At 59.8% G+C, this 17,312-nt stretch carries 12 protein-coding genes; 8 read left to right on the top strand and 4 right to left on the bottom strand.

Annotation, left to right across the window (positions count from 1 at the left end; genetic code table 11):
- Nucleotides 1-3: 3 nt before the first annotated feature.
- The gene (gene putA / locus FIU92_RS12535; protein ID WP_152458935.1) at nucleotides 4-3,402 is read right to left on the bottom strand and encodes a bifunctional proline dehydrogenase/L-glutamate gamma-semialdehyde dehydrogenase PutA; all 3,399 of its coding nucleotides are present in this window, start codon (nucleotides 3,400-3,402) and stop codon (nucleotides 4-6) included.
- Nucleotides 3,403-3,510: 108 nt separating this feature from the next.
- On the opposite strand from putA, the gene FIU92_RS12530 reads away from it, so the two are divergent.
- Both FIU92_RS12530 and FIU92_RS12525 read left to right on the top strand, forming a co-directional pair.
- Entirely contained in the window at nucleotides 3,511-3,993 is a 483-nt protein-coding gene (locus tag FIU92_RS12530; RefSeq protein WP_152458934.1) for an Lrp/AsnC family transcriptional regulator, read from the top strand.
- 84 nt (nucleotides 3,994-4,077) lie between these two features.
- Nucleotides 4,078-4,590, top strand: a complete 513-nt coding sequence (locus tag FIU92_RS12525; RefSeq protein ID WP_254705377.1) for a hypothetical protein — start codon at nucleotides 4,078-4,080, stop codon at nucleotides 4,588-4,590.
- A 113-nt stretch (nucleotides 4,591-4,703) separates the two neighbouring features.
- Here FIU92_RS12525 and FIU92_RS12520 read toward each other — a convergent pair whose 3' ends face one another.
- Entirely contained in the window at nucleotides 4,704-5,477 is a 774-nt protein-coding gene (locus tag FIU92_RS12520; RefSeq protein ID WP_152458933.1) for a FadR/GntR family transcriptional regulator, read from the bottom strand.
- Nucleotides 5,478-5,811: 334 nt separating this feature from the next.
- Here FIU92_RS12520 and FIU92_RS12515 point away from each other — a divergent pair, with 334 nt between their 5' ends.
- From FIU92_RS12515 to dld, 4 genes are all read left to right on the top strand, one after another.
- Nucleotides 5,812-6,861 (top strand): TRAP transporter substrate-binding protein, encoded by a 1,050-nt coding sequence (locus FIU92_RS12515; RefSeq protein WP_152458932.1) that lies wholly within the window; start codon nucleotides 5,812-5,814, stop codon nucleotides 6,859-6,861.
- Nucleotides 6,862-6,981: 120 nt separating this feature from the next.
- Nucleotides 6,982-9,045, top strand: coding sequence for a TRAP transporter large permease subunit (locus FIU92_RS12510; protein WP_152458931.1), 2,064 nt, complete (start codon nucleotides 6,982-6,984; stop codon nucleotides 9,043-9,045).
- A 12-nt stretch (nucleotides 9,046-9,057) separates the two neighbouring features.
- Nucleotides 9,058-10,209 carry an alpha-hydroxy acid oxidase gene (locus tag FIU92_RS12505; protein WP_152458930.1) on the top strand — a complete coding sequence of 384 codons (1,152 nt, stop codon included), beginning with the start codon at nucleotides 9,058-9,060 and terminating at the stop codon, nucleotides 10,207-10,209.
- Nucleotides 10,210-10,227: 18 nt separating this feature from the next.
- A complete protein-coding gene (gene dld, locus FIU92_RS12500; protein WP_152458929.1) occupies nucleotides 10,228-11,907 on the top strand; it encodes a D-lactate dehydrogenase in 1,680 nt (559 codons plus the stop codon).
- Nucleotides 11,908-12,662: 755 nt separating this feature from the next.
- On the opposite strand, the gene gph is transcribed toward dld, so the two are convergent.
- Nucleotides 12,663-13,322: a phosphoglycolate phosphatase gene (gene gph / locus FIU92_RS12495; protein WP_152458928.1), complete on the bottom strand. Its 660-nt coding sequence runs from the start codon at nucleotides 13,320-13,322 to the stop codon at nucleotides 12,663-12,665.
- Between the two features lie 206 nt (nucleotides 13,323-13,528).
- On the opposite strand from gph, the gene hemP reads away from it, so the two are divergent.
- On the top strand, nucleotides 13,529-13,696 hold the full coding sequence (hemP, locus tag FIU92_RS12490) for a hemin uptake protein HemP (protein WP_083445319.1): 168 nt from the start codon (nucleotides 13,529-13,531) through the stop codon (nucleotides 13,694-13,696).
- On the top strand, nucleotides 13,693-14,169 hold the full coding sequence (locus FIU92_RS12485; RefSeq protein ID WP_152458927.1) for a hypothetical protein: 477 nt from the start codon (nucleotides 13,693-13,695) through the stop codon (nucleotides 14,167-14,169). The genes hemP and FIU92_RS12485 overlap by 4 nt, the downstream gene beginning before the upstream one ends.
- A gap of 50 nt (nucleotides 14,170-14,219) precedes the next feature.
- Here FIU92_RS12485 and FIU92_RS12480 read toward each other — a convergent pair whose 3' ends face one another.
- A complete protein-coding gene (locus tag FIU92_RS12480) occupies nucleotides 14,220-17,285 on the bottom strand; it encodes an aminotransferase class III-fold pyridoxal phosphate-dependent enzyme (RefSeq protein WP_152458926.1) in 3,066 nt (1,021 codons plus the stop codon).
- Nucleotides 17,286-17,312: the final 27 nt, after the last annotated feature.

Raw genomic sequence — 17,312 nt, 5'->3', positions numbered from 1 at the left:
AGCTTATGCCGCACCTCCCAACAACGCGGCGTTTCCGCCCGCCGCGGTCGTGTCCACGCAGACATGGCGTTCACCCAGAACACGCGCGCGGTCGGGCTTGCCGGGCATAAGCGGCAGAATCGGGCCGTCGCGGCGCGCCAGATGCTGTTCGATCTGCCGCGCTGTTTCGTCATCTCCCCACCACAACACGCCCGAAATTCCGGTCAGGTTTTCCAACCGGTGCAGGTCAAGCATCCCGGTCGCCTGAATGGCAGTGCCACCCAGCGCGTGTACAGCATCGGCCTGCGCACGCGCTGCGGCCTCTCCGGGTCCCAAGCACAAAAGAGGCGGACGGGGATACTCGCTCAGGCGGTTTGATTCACCGGTCGGGCCGGGCAGGGACCGGGTTTTGACCTGCGCAGGTTGACCTTGTGCCGCAGGCAGATCAGCCACGGCGCCCCAGGTATCCGCCGTGCTTTGACGGTCGGGTGCGCAGAACCGGATCATGTAGTTCGGCCCGCCCGCCTTGGGGCCCGTGCCTGACAATCCTTCGCCACCAAAGGGCTGAGACCCGACGATGGCGCCGATCTGGTTGCGGTTCACATAGATGTTGCCCGCATGGATCGCCTCGGTCACATGCTGCACGCGGTCGTCGATGCGGGTGTGCAGGCCGAAGGTCAGGCCGTATCCGGTGGCGTTGATATCGGCGATGATCTTGTCGATCTCTTGCGACTTGAACCGGGCGACGTGCAGCACCGGGCCGAACACCTCGCGTTCCAGCGCGGCGATGCCGGGGATCTCGATCAGTGTCGGAGCAACAAAGATACCTTCGGGCGGCAACGGAAGCTCTTTCAGCACCCGCCCTTCGTGGCGCGCCTTGGTCACATGCTCGGCGATGCCCTGGCGGGCCTGTTCGTCGATCACCGGTCCGCAATCCGTCGACAAAAGCCAGGGGTCGCCGACCGACAGCGCATCCATCGCCCCTTTGAGCATGGTCAGAACGTCATCGGCGATGTCTTCCTGCAAATACAGGCAGCGCAGGGCGGAACAGCGCTGGCCCGCCGACTGAAAGGCGCTTTCGATGATCGACTGCACGGCCTGTTCGGGAAGGGCGGTGCTGTCGACGATCATTGCATTCAGACCGCCGGTTTCCGCAATCAGCGGCGTACCGGGGCGCATGGATCCGGCCATCGCCGCACGGATTTTCAGCGCGGTGGCTGTTGACCCGGTGAAGGCCACGCCCGAGACGCGCGGATCCGACGTCAGCGCCGCACCCACGGCGGGCCCACCTGGCAACAGTTGCAGCACATCGCGTGGTACCCCCGCCTCGTGCATAAGCTGAATGGCACGATGTGCGATCAGGGGCGTCTGGGGCGCAGGCTTGGCCAGAACTGCGTTTCCGGTTGCCAGCGCAGCAGAGATCTGCCCAGAGAAAATCGCCAGCGGGAAGTTCCACGGGCTGATGCAGGTGAAAATCCCCGCGGGTTCGGCATCGGGCATGTTGGCTGCATAGTAACGCAGGAAATCCACCGCCTCGCGCAGTTCGGCCACCGCATCAAGCAGCGACTTCCCGGCCTCACGCGCCAGCAGGGCAAACAACTCGCCATAATGGGCTTCGTAAAGATCGGCTGCGGCATTGAGGATGCGGGCGCGTTCGGCAGCTGGGGCATCCCAGGGGTTGGCCGAGGCCAGTGCCATTTCCACATCCGCCGCGCTGGCTGGGGCCACCGCGCCGGGCCTGTCCTGCGGCCGTGCCGGATTGATCACCGGCTCATCCGCATCGGGTTTGGCCGCGTCGGCCAGCAAGGGTTGCGCATACCAGTGATGGGCGCGGAACTGATCCCGTGCCGCATCAATCTGATCCAGGGTTGGTGTGTGATGCAGGTCAAAACCCCTGGAATTCGGTCTTTCAGGCTGGAACAATTCCGGCCCGGTCGGCAGTGCGGGCGGAGGGGTCCGGATCGCAACAAACGGATCGGCGGCGACCACTTCCGGTGGCACATCCTCGTCCACAATCTGGTTGACGAAGGATGAATTCGCACCGTTCTCCAACAAGCGCCGAACCAGATAAGCCAGCAAGTCGCGATGCGCCCCCACAGGTGCATAGATGCGGCACCGGGTGTTCTGCTTGTCCATCACGATCTGATGCAAGGTCTCGCCCATGCCGTGCAGGCGCTGAAACTCGAACGGTTGATCCTTGGCCATGTGAAGGATGGCGCTGACCGTGTGCGCGTTGTGCGTGGCAAATTGCGGATAGATCCGATCGGTCATGCCCAGCAGTTTGCGTGCATTGGCGATATAGGAGACGTCGGTTGCCGCCTTGTGCGTGAAGACGGGAAAGCCATCCACCCCCTCGACCTGCGCGCGTTTGATCTCGGTATCCCAATAGGCGCCTTTGACCAATCGCACCATAATCTGGCGATCGTGACGTTCGGCCATGCCATGCAGCGTATCCAGGACCAGGCCTGCGCGCGGGCCATAGGCCTGAACCACGATGCCAAACCCGTGCCAGCCGGCAAGGGCCGGGTCGGACATCACCGCCTCTATCACCTGCAACGACAGCGACAGGCGATCCGCCTCTTCTGCATCGACGTTCAGGCCCATTCCGGCCGCCTTGGCCAGCAGGGCCAGCGCCCGCAGCCGCGGCACCAGCTCGTCCATCACACGCTGTTCCTGTGCCAGCTCATAACGGGGGTGCAGGGCGGACAGTTTTACCGAAATGCCCGGGTTGGCGCGGATGTCGTCATGGATGCAGGCCTCGGCAATGGCCGAGATGGCGCGGGAATAGGACAGGTGATAGCGCGCCGCGTCCGCTTCGGTTCGGGCTGCTTCGCCCAGCATGTCGTAGGAATAGGTATAGCCTTTCTCCTCCATCCCGCGTGCGCGATCCATGGCGGACTGAATGGTTTCCCCCAGAACGAACTGTCGGCCCATCTCTTTCATCGCGCGTGCCACGGCAGTGCGGATTACCGGCTCGCCCAGCCGCTTGATCGCACCGCGCAGCGCCCCGACTGGAGACGCCTTGCCCTCGTCCAGCACCTTTCCGGTCAACATCAGCGCCCATGTCGAGGCGTTCACCAGCGAGGACGAGGATTGCCCCAGATGCTTGCCCCAATCGGAGGGCGCGATCTTGTCTTCGATCAGCGCATCAATTGTGTCGGCATCCGGCACGCGCAGCAACGCTTCGGCCAGACACATCAGGGCGATGCCTTCGTCGGTGGATAGGCCATATTCGGCCAGAAACACCTCCATCAGCCCCGGAGAAGTGCTGGACCGGATGTCGCGCACAAGCTGCGCAGCCGCGGCGCCAATAGCGCTGCGATCCGTGTCCGTCAGGCTGGCCTGAGAGATCAGTGTCTCAAGAACAGCCGACTGATCGGCATAGGTGGAAGTATCGATGAGGGTGCGCAGGCTGTGTGACATATGTCCTCCGGTCTTTGCGATAATATAATGCGGAAAAATCAGGACAACGGACTGAGTTTGATATAATTGAAGGAGAATGATCTGAATTTTTGGTAGCGGACAGTTCAAATGAGTTTTCCTGATCTTGATCGGTTTGACCGGTCGATTCTAAGAATTCTGGCCGAGGACGGCCGTATCTCGGTGGCCGATCTTGCGCGCGAGATCGGGCTGTCGAAATCTCCGACGCAGGCGCGGCTCAAACGGCTGGAGGCGAGCGGAGTGATCACGGGCTATCGGGCGATGCTGGATCCGATCCGGCTGGGGCTGGATCACGTCGCGTTTGTCGAGGTGCGTTTGACCGATACCCGCGAAAAGGCGCTGGCCGAGTTCAACGCAGCCGTCCGCAAAACCGCCGAGGTCGAGCAGGCGCATATGATCGCGTCCAATTTTGACTATCTTCTGAAAGTGCGCACCGCCACGATGTCGGAATACCGCCGTGTATTGGCCGAGAAGATCTCGTCTCTGCCGCATGTCGCCAATACCTCAACTTTTGTTGCGATGGAGGCCGTGAAGGAAACCGGTATGCTGGGCGGTTTTGAACATCAGCCTTGACGCGGTGGAATTATGGCCCACCCTTGCTTCGTGATGCGAACCTATGCTGCAACGTTTTTTTTGATCGCGTGTTCATGCTCGGCCATGGCCGAGACATGCCCCACGGCTCCGGATCATATCGAAGGTGTGGATGCGCTGATCAAGCAGGTCCAAAAGGCGCAATCGCAAAGCGACGCCCGGGTCATCTCGAATCAAATGTGGGAACTTTGGACAGACGCGCCGGATGCCCGGTCGCAGACATTGCTGGATCGGGGAATGGCGCGACGAGAGGCGTGGGATTTGTCGGGCGCATTGGACGATTTCAACCAACTTGTCGAATATTGCCCGGATTATGCCGAAGGCTATAATCAGCGGGCTTTCGTAAACTATCTGAGGCAGGATTTTGACGCGGCATTGCGCGACCTGAATGTCACGATCGAAATGTCGCCAAACCATATCGGTGCGCTGAGTGGGCGAGCTTTGTCCCTGATGGGGTTGAGACGCCTGGAAGACGCGCGTGCAGCACTGTCCGAGGCGCTTGAGCTCAACCCGTGGCTGTCCGAGCGGGCCTTGTTGGAGCCAGGCGGCCTTCTGGAGCCGCCCGGAGAAGATATCTGACAGCCGGATCGGGCAAGTTTGGACGCCGGGCGAAATCGCCAAACAGGTGCCGTTCGCGGCCACCTCGGGGACTTTGGCCCCGTAATCAGAAGGGCAAATGGGTGGCAAAGCCGTCAGCGTGACAGTATCCGGCGCTTTTCGGCCATGGCTTCGCGTCGCCGCTGTTCGATCCCGAGTTTGAATGATTCTTCAACAAAGTCGATGTGATCCTTTGCCGCTTTTTCGGCCCGCTTCTCATCCCCTTCGATCACCGCGCGACCAAGTTCGAGATGTTGTTGCAGCAGCTTTTCGCCGGTCCCGTCAATCGTGCGCAAGAAGTCGCGATTGTAGAAAACGCCCTTGCGGGTGAGTTCGTAGATCGACGCCATCATGTGGATCAGGGTCGCGTTCTGGCTGGCATCCACAATCGCGGAATGCAGCGCAAAGTCCGCCTCTTGCGAAGCCTTGGCGTCCTGCTCCTGCCAGGCACGCTCGTTTTCATCAAGGATCTCGGAAATCCGTTCCTTGTCTGCCTTGGTGGCGCGACGTGCGGCAAGCCGGGCCGCGAAACCTTCCTGCTCGCGGCGATACTCCAGATAGTCGAAGAAAGCCGGCTCGTGGCGTTCGTACAAAGCAAGAAGCGCGGGCATCATGGCTTGTCCGGTCAGGGCCGCGACGAATGTTCCCTCACCGTGTTGCGTTGTGACCAGCCCGCGTTCTTCCAGCACCTGAAGGGCCTCGCGCAACTTCGGGCGCGACACGCGCAACATCTCGGCCAGATCGCGCTCGGAAGGCAGTTTTCGGCCCTGCTTCAGGATGCCCGAAGCGATCAGGTCCTCGACCTGTGAAACCACCGCATCAGCCAGCGATTCGTGTCCAACCGGTTCAAAAATCGCCGTGGTGTTCATGAGATATTGCCCCGTGTGACGCTGAAATAACCAGAATAACTGGTAAACAAAGATAACCATATCCGTTCAGATTTCAAGCGCGAGGCTGTTCTTCCCGGACGTGAATTACGTGTCTGTTTCTGAATGATTTTTGGAGAATCTGTTGTTCTTTGATGCAGTCGTATCGGGATTTTGCAGGGCTTGTAGAAGGCGAGATTCCAGTTTCGGTTAGCGCCAGTGGTAAACAAAGTTATTGACTGGTTTAAGCTGGTAAAGTTAGTTTACCACCGGAGCGGCGCTGGAAGAGCCTGCGCCACTGATCGGAGAAAACCCGACCAACCCTGGAGGAGATTTCATGAAGAAGACCCTGACAAGCCTGGCCGTGGCCGCCAGCCTGCTGGCGGCACCCGCAGTTGCGGCGGACAAGCTGCTGCTGAAAACACCGATTGCCTTTTCGACCGAACTGCCGGGCCTGGGTTCGCCTATTCCACGTGTGGCTGATCAGCTGGAACTGATGTCCGGCGGCACGCTGAAGATGAAGGTGTACGAGCCGGGAAAACTGGTGCCGCCCTTCGAAATTCTGGACGCCGTGTCCACCGGCAAGATCAACTCGGGTTACACTACGGCCGGTTACTGGGCCGGAAAAATCCCGGCTGCGCCGCTGTTCTCGGCCGTGCCGTTCGGCCCCGAGGCGGGCGAATACATGGCTTGGCTGTATTATGGCAACGGCATGACCCTGTATCAGGAGATGTATGATCAGGCCGGTTACAACGTCAAAGTACTGCCCTGCGCCATCATCGCGCCGGAAACCTCGGGCTGGTTCGCGTCCGAAATCAATTCGCCCGAGGACCTGAACGGGCTGAAGATGCGTTTCTTTGGTCTGGGCGGCAAGGTGATGCAGAAACTGGGTGTGGCGACCTCGCTGCTGCCAGGTGGCGAGATCTTCCCCGCATTGGAAAAAGGCGCGATTGACGCGACCGAGTTTTCAATGCCTGCCATCGACGCGCGCCTGGGCTTCCACAAGCTGGTCAAGTTCAACTATTTCCCCGGCTGGCATCAGCAGGCGACCGTGTTTGAACTGCTTATCAACAAGGACGTCTGGAACGAAACCAGCGATCAGCACAAGGCAATCATCGAAAGCGCCTGCAAGGCTTCGATGGCGGACAGCTTTGCCGAAGGCGAAGCCATCCAGCACGCGGCCCTGATCGACAACGTTGAAAACAACGGCGTCACCATCAAGCAGTGGTCGCCCGAGATGCTGGATACCTTCCGCGCGACCTGGGAAGAGGTTGCCGCAGAAGAAGCCGCCAATGATGCCTTCTTTGCCAAGGTTTTGGCCGACATGAACGAATTCCGTGACGGCTATAACCTCTGGAAGACGAACGCCTTCCTCCCACGTCAGTAATCTCTCCCTCACTGACGTTGCCGGGGCGGCCCGATCCGCCGCTCCGGTTCCTGCTTTTCGATCTTCGGACTTTCTAACCTTTCACTACCCGTATTCCGGGTTGCTGAGCGAGGAATGACCATGACCACCCAAAAGAACCTCAACGATCCGGTCGAAGCCTATGAAGGCATCCTGGAACACCCCGATTCCGACCGCCAGAAAATCGCCGTCGCGATCGATGCCGGGGTAAAGGCTGTAGGTCATGTCGTCATGTGGGCCAATGTCCTGCTGATGGGCGCGATCTTCGCACAGGTCTCGTTGCGCTACCTGCTCAGCCAGAACTACCCGAAACTGGATGAGATCCAGTGGCATTTCTATGGAATCGTCACGATGATCGGCATCTCGTATGCCTTGATCACCGACAGCCATGTGCGTGTGGACGTCCTGCATATGCAGCTTTCGCGCCGCGCGCAGCGGATCATCGAGGTGATCGGCATCCTGACCCTGCTGACCCCGTTCATCTATCTGATGGTCGATCAGGGCTATGATTATTTCTACGAAAGCTTCCGCGTCAACGAACGCTCGGACAGCCCAACCGGCCTGCCTGCGCGTTGGGCTTTCAAGGCGGTGATTCCGATCAGCTTTGTGCTGTTGGCGCTGGCCGCGTTGGCACGGTTGATCCATGACGGGCACGCGCTGATCTACGGGCCGGCCTCGGAACGTGAAGGCGCGCCGCTGCGCCGTATTCTTCTGGTACTGGCGGTATTCGCTGCCGTCTGTGTTGGCCTGACCTTCCTGGTCGAAACGACCGAGGAAAAGCTGGTCATCGCGATGTTCCTGACCTTCATCGCGCTTTTGTTCACCGGTTACCCGGTGGCGTGGGTGCTGGCCGGTGTCGGCGTCGCCTATTGCGGTCTGGCTTATCTGTTCGACAACGATCTGATGCTGTGGACCGGGTTGGAAAGCACCTTTACCGGGCTTGATTACCTGACCCTGGGCGCGGTGGTGAACCGGGTCTACGCGACCATGTCCAACGCGGTTCTGGTTGCCCTGCCGATGTTCATCTTCATGGGGCTGATGCTGGACGAATCCGGAGTGGCCGAGCGTCTGATGTCCTCGATGCAGCGCCTGTTCGGGACGGTGCGCGGAGGACTGGCCATCACCGTGACCCTGATCGGGATCATTCTGGCGGCCTCGACCGGCATCATTGGTGCCTCGGTTGTTCTGCTGGGCGTGCTGTCGCTGCCGTCGATGATGCAGCAGAAGTACCAGCCGACGCTGGCGGCGGGCGTGGTTTCGGCCTCGGGGACATTGGGCATCCTTATCCCGCCCTCGATCATGCTGGTGATCATGGCCGATCAAATGGCCCTGTCAGTCGGTGACCTGTTCATGGCCGCGGTTTTCCCGGGCGTGATCATCGGCGCCTTGTATCTGACCTACATCTTCATTCTGGCTCTGGTGAAACGCGACGCGGCTCCCGTGCCCGAAGGCGCGAAAGCCCCCGACTGGGCAGCCGTGAAGGACGTGCTGATCGCCGTAATCCCGACGCTGATGCTGATCCTCGCCGTGCTGGGGTCGATCTTTGCCGGTCTGACCACGCCAACCGAAGCGTCCGGCATCGGTGCCTTGGGTGCGACCCTGCTGGCGCTGGGCTATCGCAAGCTGACCTTTGCCAAGCTGTGGAACGTGTTGGTGTCGACCTTCAACACCACCGCCTATATCTTTGCGATCTTCCTCGGCGCGACTGTGTTTTCCTATGTCCTGCGCGAACTGGGCGGGGATGAGCTGATCGAACATGTGGTGCAATCCACCGGCTTTGGCGCCAACGGAACAATTCTGTTCATCCTGTTCATCGTCTTCCTGCTGGGCTTCGTACTGGACTGGATCGAGATCACGCTGATCGTGCTGCCCCTGATGCGCCCCATCGTGAACGGTCTGGGCATCGACATCCCCGGCTTTGGCGTACTGGATGAACCGGCGCTGGTCTGGTTCGTGATCCTGGTTGCGGTGACGCTGCAAACCAGCTTCCTGACGCCGCCAGTAGGATTTGCATTGTTCTATCTCAAAGGTGTTTGCCCGCCCGAGATCAAGCTGACGCATATCTATAAGGGCATCATCCCATTTGTCCTGCTGCAATTGACCGGATTGGCGCTAGTGTTCCTGTGGCCGACCCTCGCCACCTGGTTGCCCTCGGTCGCCTACTAAGGAGCTTATCGGATGCGTCTGAGCCAATGTCATAACTTCCACGACTTCCGGCGGCTGGCCAAACATCGGCTGCCGGCGCCGATCTTCAATTACATCGACGGTGGCGCGGATGATGAGGTGACGTATCGGGAAAACACCAAGGCGTTCGACCGCTGCGATCTGTTGCCTTCGGTCCTGCGCGGGGTTTCGGACGTGGACATGTCCGTCACGGTGATGGGGCAGAAACTGGACATGCCGGTCTATTGCTCACCCACCGCGTTGCAGCGCCTGTTCCACCATCAGGGCGAGCGCGCCGTCGCGGCGGCGGCCGAGAAATACGGCACCATGTTCGGAGTATCCTCTCTGGGAACCGTCTCGCTGGAGGAGCTGCGCCAAAAACACAAGAACCCGCAGGTCTATCAATTCTACTTCCACAAGGATCGCGGGTTGAACGCCGCCATGATGCAGCGCGCCAAAGAGGCCGGTGTCGAGGTCATGATGCTGACCGTCGACAGCATCACCGGCGGCAACCGCGAGCGTGATCTGCGCACGGGGTTCTCGATCCCGTTCCGCTTGACGCTGGGCGGCATGATACAGTTTGCGATCAAGCCGATGTGGGGCATCAACTATGTCACCCATGAAAAGTTCCGGCTGCCTCAGCTTGAGGAACATGTGGATATGGGCGGTGGGGCCAGTTCCATCGGTGGGTATTTCACCGACATGCTGGATCCGTCGATGAACTGGGATGACGTGGCGCAGATGGTGCGCGACTGGGATGGTCAGTTCTGCTTGAAGGGGATCATGACCGTCGAGGATGCCAAACGCGCGGCTGAGATCGGTTGCACCGGCATCATCCTGTCGAACCACGGTGGCCGCCAACTGGACGGATCGCGCACGCCGTTCGATCAACTGGCCGAGATTGTCGATGCCGTCGGCGACAAGCTGGACGTGATGATGGACAGCGGCATTCAGCGTGGCACCCATGTGCTCAAGGCGCTTTCGATCGGGGCCAAAGCCGTGGGTATCGGGCGGCACTACCTGTATCCTCTCGCTGCCGCGGGGCAGGCTGGGGTCGAACGGGCCCTTGGGCTGATGCGTGCCGAGATCGAGCGCGACATGAAGCTGATGGGTGTCACCAGTGTTGGCCAGCTCAGCCGCGAAAATATTCGTTTCCGCAATCCCTAACCCGAAACGGGGGCCGATATGACCAATGGCGCGTTGATCAAACATTTCCGCTCTATCGTCGGTACGCGTCACGTGCTGATTGGAGAGCGCGCGACAGAGCGCTTTCGGCGCGGTTTCCGCTCGGGCGAGGGTGAGGCGCTGTGCGTCGTTCAGCCGGGGACCCTGCTGGAGCAATGGAAGATCCTGCAAGCCTGCGTTGCAGCCGACAAGATCGTCATCATGCAGGCGGCCAATACTGGCCTGACCGAAGGGTCTACGCCGTCCGGCACCTATGACCGTGACGTAGTTCTGATCAACACGCGCCGGATGGATACTCTGGTGCCCTTGAACGACGCAGAGCAGATCGTCAGCTTTCCGGGCGCCACGCTTTTTGCGTTGGAAAAACTGTTGGCCCCGTTCGGACGCGAGCCGCATTCGGTGATCGGTTCGTCCTGCATCGGCGCGTCGATCGTGGGTGGGGTATGCAACAATTCCGGCGGTTCTCTGGTAGAGCGCGGTCCGGTTTACACGGAACTTTCCGTCTATGCGCAAATCACCGAACAGGGTGAATTGGAACTGGTCAACCATCTGGGCATCGATCTGGGCAGCACGCCGGAAGAGATCCTTGCAAACCTCGATGCAGGCAGGTTCGAACGCAATCCCGGGGCAACCAACAAACGTGCATCGGCCAGCGACTACGCACAGATCGTGCGGGATGTGAATGCGGAAACGCCTGCGCGGTTCAATGCGGACAAGGCCAAGCTTTTCGAATCTTCGGGCTCGGCCGGGAAGCTGGCCGTTTTTGCCGTGCGCCTTGACACCTTTCCCAAGAACGAGGTCGAGAAGGTGTTCTATGTGGGCACCAACAATCCCGACGATCTGGCGGACCTGCGGCGCCACATATTGTCAGAGTTCAAATCGCTGCCGGTTTCGGCCGAATACATGCATCGCGAAGCGTTCGATATTGCAGCACGCTATGGCAAGGACACGGTCGTGATGATCGACAAGCTTGGCACGGACCGTCTGCCGATGTTCTTTGCGATGAAAGGCGCCGTGGATGCACGCCTGCGGCGCATTCCGTTTTTGCGAAATTTCACTGATCGTTTCATGCAGGCAGCAATAGCTTTGTGGCCCCGTGTCCTGCCCAAACGGATGACGGATTTTCGCGACAAATACGAACATCACCTGATCCTGAAAATGAAGGATGAAGGTGTGTCCGAGGCCGCTGAGTGGTTGCCGCGATTTCTGAGTGGGCGGGATGGCGGATTTTTCGAATGTGATGCGCGCGAGGCCAGGATCGCAGGCCTTCATCGTTTTGCGGCGGCAGGCGCGGCGGTACGTTACATGGCGATCCATTCGGACGACGTCGAAGATATCATCGCACTTGACGTCGCACTGCGCCGCAACGACCAGGACTGGCTGGAGAAGCTGCCGCCTGAGATCGAAGACCAGTTGGTTCACAAACTCTATTACGGGCACTTCATGTGCCACGTGATGCATCAGGACTACATAGTCAAAAAAGGGGCTGACCCAAAAGCTCTGAAGGCCGCAATGTTGAAACTGTTTGACGAACGCGGCGCGGAATACCCTGCTGAACATAACGTGGGGCACCTTTACAAGGCCAAGCCGGACCTGGCGGCACATTACAAATGCTGTGACCCGACCAACTCGTTCAATCCGGGTATCGGCAAAATGTCCAAGGCGAAGAATTACCAATAACCGGGTTTCCGGCGCGGCAGGGTGCTGTGAAAACGGCCGACAGATTCGTCGGGTTCTGATGAAAAGGGTGTTGGTGCCCGACTGTCTGATATCCTGAGCACAACCCCGCAAGCATCTGCCGCGCAGAAGGCTGCCAGAACCGAATGAACGTCGCTTGTCAGGAATAGGGAAGATTCGGACAGCGCAGTCGGGGTCGTCGGACTCGGCAAGGAATCTCGCGTAGAGACGCGGAATTCAGCCGCGTTTGACGCAAGCCGTTTGGTTTTGAGTATCACAAACACGCATTTGTCAGGCTGTCCGGGATTTGAACCGACGGGTTCATGCGGTCAATTGACAGAGCACCGTTCTGTTCAGGCAATTTTCAGGGTCGCGTGATTTCTGACAGGTTTTCCTAGGGTTACCCTTGGCTTGCAATCGGCTTGCAGATCATCCCTGCGAAGCTGCGGGCCAGAAGCCCGTCTTGCATGCGGAAATTTGCAGATGACCGGGGCCGGAAAAACGCCATTTATCCCTTATTTTTCGCGTTTTTTGGGGAACTACGGGAAACCCCCAATTTCGCGCCGCAACAAACAGGGGTAAACATAACTTACCGTACTTACCACACAAACACACACGGTATTAACTTTCCCCGATGAGGGGCTGGCCACACCCCCTCGGCCGGCCCCTCTTAACTTTTGGGGGGCATGGCAGTCGGGGTCAGTGGCCATGCGGATCGTTACGGGCGTCGAAGGGCGCGATGATCTTTGCGCCCGGCGTCAGCTTTTGATCAATTCGGCGACGAGGGCGGGCAAATCCTGTGATGCGCCATAGGCCACGGTGTGTGGAATTTCGGCGACCGGTGTTTTGCGGTATCCTTCTGTAAACAGCAAAAACGGGATCTTCGCACGCGCAGCCGTTTCCGCGTCAACTTCGCTGTCGCCGACGAACAGACGCGGGCCGGACGCCCTAAGCGCATCGAAGCTTGCGAACAGATGGTTGGGGTCCGGTTTTCGCGTCGAAAGGCTGTCGCCACCCAGAACCGCGTCGAAATACCGGGACAGGTTCAGTGCTTCCAGCACATGCCGCGCCGGTGTTTCGGGTTTGTTGGTGCAGACGCCCAGAACGCATCCCATTTGCTGCAATTTGGCCAATGCCTCTGGGATGCCGGGGTAGGGAACAGTCGTTTCGCTGGCCGCGGAATTGTAGTGTTTGAGGGTCAGTTGGGTCAGTTCCGCGTGGCGATCCAGCGGCAGCCCGCAATGCCGGATCATGCGTTCGACCAGCTTGGGTAAACCGTTGCCGACGAATCCTTTGATGATGTCCGTTGCCAATGGATCATGCCCAACGTCGCTCAGCGTGCGGTTGGCCGCCGCCGCCAGATCGCCCAGGCTGTCCACCAGCGTTCCGTCCAGATCGAATACAACTGCTGCGGTCATGTTTGCTTGCCCTTCATCGCCCGACCCAAGACCTAACCCGCCCTGTACCGGGGGGCAATCGCCTGTTTCAAAACGATGCTTGACAATCCTTACTAAAATAATCAGATTAAGCGACAGGAACAGAAAGCCAGCCCTTTCGGGGTCAGCCAAATCAATTGAAACGCGATAGATATGGCACCATGCCGAAACGCTCTGGAGATGTCCCGATGAACGTACAGAACCCGACCCCAACCCAAGGTTACGCTGTCTCGATGCTTCCCGCGCACAAGGCCGAGGATCTGACCAAGGGCGGCAACCTGGCCCATATAGAGCTTGGCGATCAACTTTACACCCTGCGCATCACCCGTGCAGGCAAACTGATCCTGACGAAATGAGCGCGCCTTTCAAGCGCGGCGGCGCAGCGGTTGGCCGCCTTGCCGATCTCGATCCCATCGAAGCGGGTGCCGTGATGTATCTGCGGATGTGGAGCGAAGGCGAGGGCGGTCGTGCCGACGCTGCCAGCGATTTCCAAGTCGCGCTGGGCGCGGATTGCGGGCGTGCGGCAATGCTGACTTTGGATCGCTTGTGCTCGCTATGCGCCACCCATGGCCGCCGCCCCCTGATCCGGCATGGTCTTGGATGTTCGTGCCTTGGCGCGGATGAGAATTGCTTTGCACAGATGATCGCGGCAGCGTCCGAAGGGGCGCGTGAAGATGCGATGATGCTGGCGTCTTTGATCGTACGTCCGGATTTTGCCCCCGCGCTGGCATCCCTGTCGGAAGAACTGGGGCTGACTCTCAAACGTATGACCGCAGGTTTCAAAATGCCGACCACCGGCCACCAGACCCCCTCGGCCGTGCTCCACTGACCCTGTGTGTGAAACGGTTGAACCCCGGCGATGCGCCGGGGTTTTTTCGTTCAGCAGCACCCGCATCCGGCATGGTGAAGGTCATGATCGCAAACAGGGGCAGGGGTAAAGTCGCCCACCTCGGACAACACATCCCGCAGCGCCCACAGGATCATGTCAACATCCTCGGCCTCGATGGTCAGGGGCGGGCGGATTTTCAGGATGTTGTCCTTGGGCCCTTCGCTGCCGATCAGGATGCGATGATCGCGCATCCGGTTTTTGACATAGCTGCAAATCTCGGTGCCTTCGCTTCCATCGGGGTTGATCAGTTCCACGCCGAGAAACAGCCCCATACCCCGCACGTCGCCAACGCAACCAAAGTCGGCTTCGATCTGGCGCAGCCCCGCCATCAGACGATCCCCCATCTGGCGAGCGTTGTCCTGCAACCCTTCGTCATCGACGATATCCAGCACCTCTTTGCCGATCCGGCAGGACAGGGTTGAACCGCCAAAGGTCGAAAAGAACTCGATCCCGTTGTTGAAGCTGTCCGCGATCTCGCGGGTTGTCACCAGCACGCCCAGCGGGTGCCCGTTTCCGATTGGCTTGCCCATCACTACGATATCCGGAACCGCGCCCTGATGTTCGAAGCCAAAGTAGTATTCGCCCAGCCGTCCCAGACCTGTCTGCACCTCATCGGCGATGCAAACACCCCCCGCAGCACGTATTTTTTCGTAAACCGCAGGCAGATAGCCTTTGGGTGGAATGATCTGGCCGCCGACCGACGGGAAGGTTTCCGCGATGAACCCGGCCACGCCCTGCCCTCGATCCCGAAGGGCGGCAATCGCCGGATCGACAAGATCAGCAAATTTCTGTGCCCGGTCCGCATCGTCACGCCTGAATGACCCGCGATAGTCATCGGCAACCTCGACCAGTTCAACCCAGTCGGCTTTCCCGATGCCGCCCGGTTTGTTGAATTTGTAAGCCGAGATCGCCACCGCAGCGTTCGTGTTCCCGTGATAGCCGTGATCCGGCGTCACGATCCCCTTCGCGCCGGTATGGGCGCGGGCCAGCCGCAGGGCCAGTTCGTTTGCCTCGGTTCCCGAATTGACGAAGAAGCAGACCTGTAGGTAATCCGGCATCTTCCACAGGATCTTGTCGGCAAATTCCACCTGTGCCGGATGCAGATAGCGGGTGTTCGAGTTCATCCGCTTCAGCTGATCCGCCGCCACGGCCTGAATGCGTGGATGGGCATGGCCCACATGCGGGACGTTGTTGTAGGCATCCAGATAGGGGCGTCCCCATTCGTCGAACAGGTGATGTTTCCAGCCGCGCACCAGCATGACCGGATCGTCATAGGTCAGGGACAGGTTGCCCCCGAAATGCGCCCGCCGTTTGTTCAGGATGTCCGCTTTGTCAGTGGGGTGATAGAACACCTTGTCATCCGGCAGGTTCAGCAACGCCGCCGGATTCGGGCAGACCGCGTGCCACAGCTCCAGTTCGTCCGGGTCTCCGACACCGGGCCAGTCCGCTTCCATGCCATCGGTGGTCAGGGCCAGCTGGAAATGCACATGCGGGGCCCATCCGCCATTCTGGTCGGCATCGCCCAACCGCGCAAACGCGGCCCCCTGTGCCACCGGGTCGCCGGGTTTCAGCCGGTCACAGCATTCCGGATCCAGATGGCCATAGAGCGTATAGAACGGGTCGCCTTCGGGCGTTTCGTGATGCAGGATGATCACCCCGCCGTAATCAAGGTGCTGGTCGCGGTTTTCGACCACTTCGACCCGCCCGCTCATCGGTGCATGCAGAACCGTCCCGGCAGGCGCGAACACATCCACGGCCAGATGAACCGTCCGCCTGTCCGAGGCTTTCCAGGGGCCCTTGCGGAACCCCGGCTCGGCATAGATCAGGCGGGGCTCGTTATAGTAACCCAGCCACAGGTCCTGCCCGTATTGCTCGCCAACGCGCGCGGCCTCGGCCAAAGGCATGTGGAATGGGTCTTGGGGCCAGACGCAGTTTTCGACCGAAAGCGAGCCCATGGGCACATCGCCCAGGTCCTGGCCGAACATGTCGGCAAAATGTCCCCGGTGTTCCTGAAGATAGGCGTGGATGCGTTCAGCCCCATCAACCACGGGCAAGCCGCAAGTCGCCCGCAACCGCGCCGACATCAGCCCGCCATTGACTGACGTGTTCTCAAGGAACCGCCAAGCAGGCGCCTGAGAGATCGTCACATAGGGATCATCCGGATTCTCGGCCGCCATCAGGGTCGAGTTGACGACCGACACGGCAAGCCGCATCCTCAGCAACGGCCAGATCAGGTCAACCTCATCCGCCCGCAGCCGATTGGCCGCGTGATAGCCCTTTACCAATGCAGCCAGCGCCCGTTCCGGCTTGGGGTGATCCAGCACGACATACGCGCCGGCAATCGCCAGATCGCAGATGCGCGGCGCGGCGCACATGTCGCCCAGATCGATCAGGCCCGAGATCCGCCGCCGCTCGCTCAGCTCTCCTTCGACCAGAATGTTGTAGTCATTGGCGTCATTGTGGATGGCCTGTTTCGGCAGATCCGCAAGGACATCCGCGATTGCAGCGAACCCCTCACAGATTTCCGTCAGCAGTGCCCGCCGCGCGGGGTCAGAGATCGCGTTTAACTTGTCAGCAATCCAGCCCGCCTGCATCAGGTCCCATTTGAAACCGGCCCGGTGCAACCCTTCATGCTCAAACCCTTCCAGGGCCCGGTCGGTTGCCCCCAATACACGGCCCAGTTTCAGGATCAGCTCTTCGGATTTTGGAGCGGCCTTCGCGTAACACTGGCCCGGCAGGCACTCCAACAGCCAAACCAGCCTGCGCTGTCCTTCAGAATCGGCAATCTCGGGCAGCATTGCGCCGGTCAGATCAGGGAACACCTTGGGAAACGGCAACCCCGGTGCCTCAGAAGCGATATGCGCCAGCGCCTTTATTTGCAGATCAACCAGATCCGCATCGCATCCGGCCCGCATGGCCTTCAGCACATAATCCTGACCATTGGTGGCGTGCACCCGAAAGTTCAGATCATATTCACCATCCAACCGCGTCAAACGGGCGTCCAGCCCCCAGAGCTGCCGCAGTGCGGCCGTCCAAAAAGCACTCAAATCGTCCATTCCCGTCTCCGCTCCGGTCGCGCCGGA

Source organism: Ruegeria sp. THAF33 (assembly GCF_009363615.1).
Lineage (GTDB): Bacteria > Pseudomonadota > Alphaproteobacteria > Rhodobacterales > Rhodobacteraceae > Ruegeria.
This window is presented reverse-complemented; position numbering and strand designations above follow the sequence as displayed.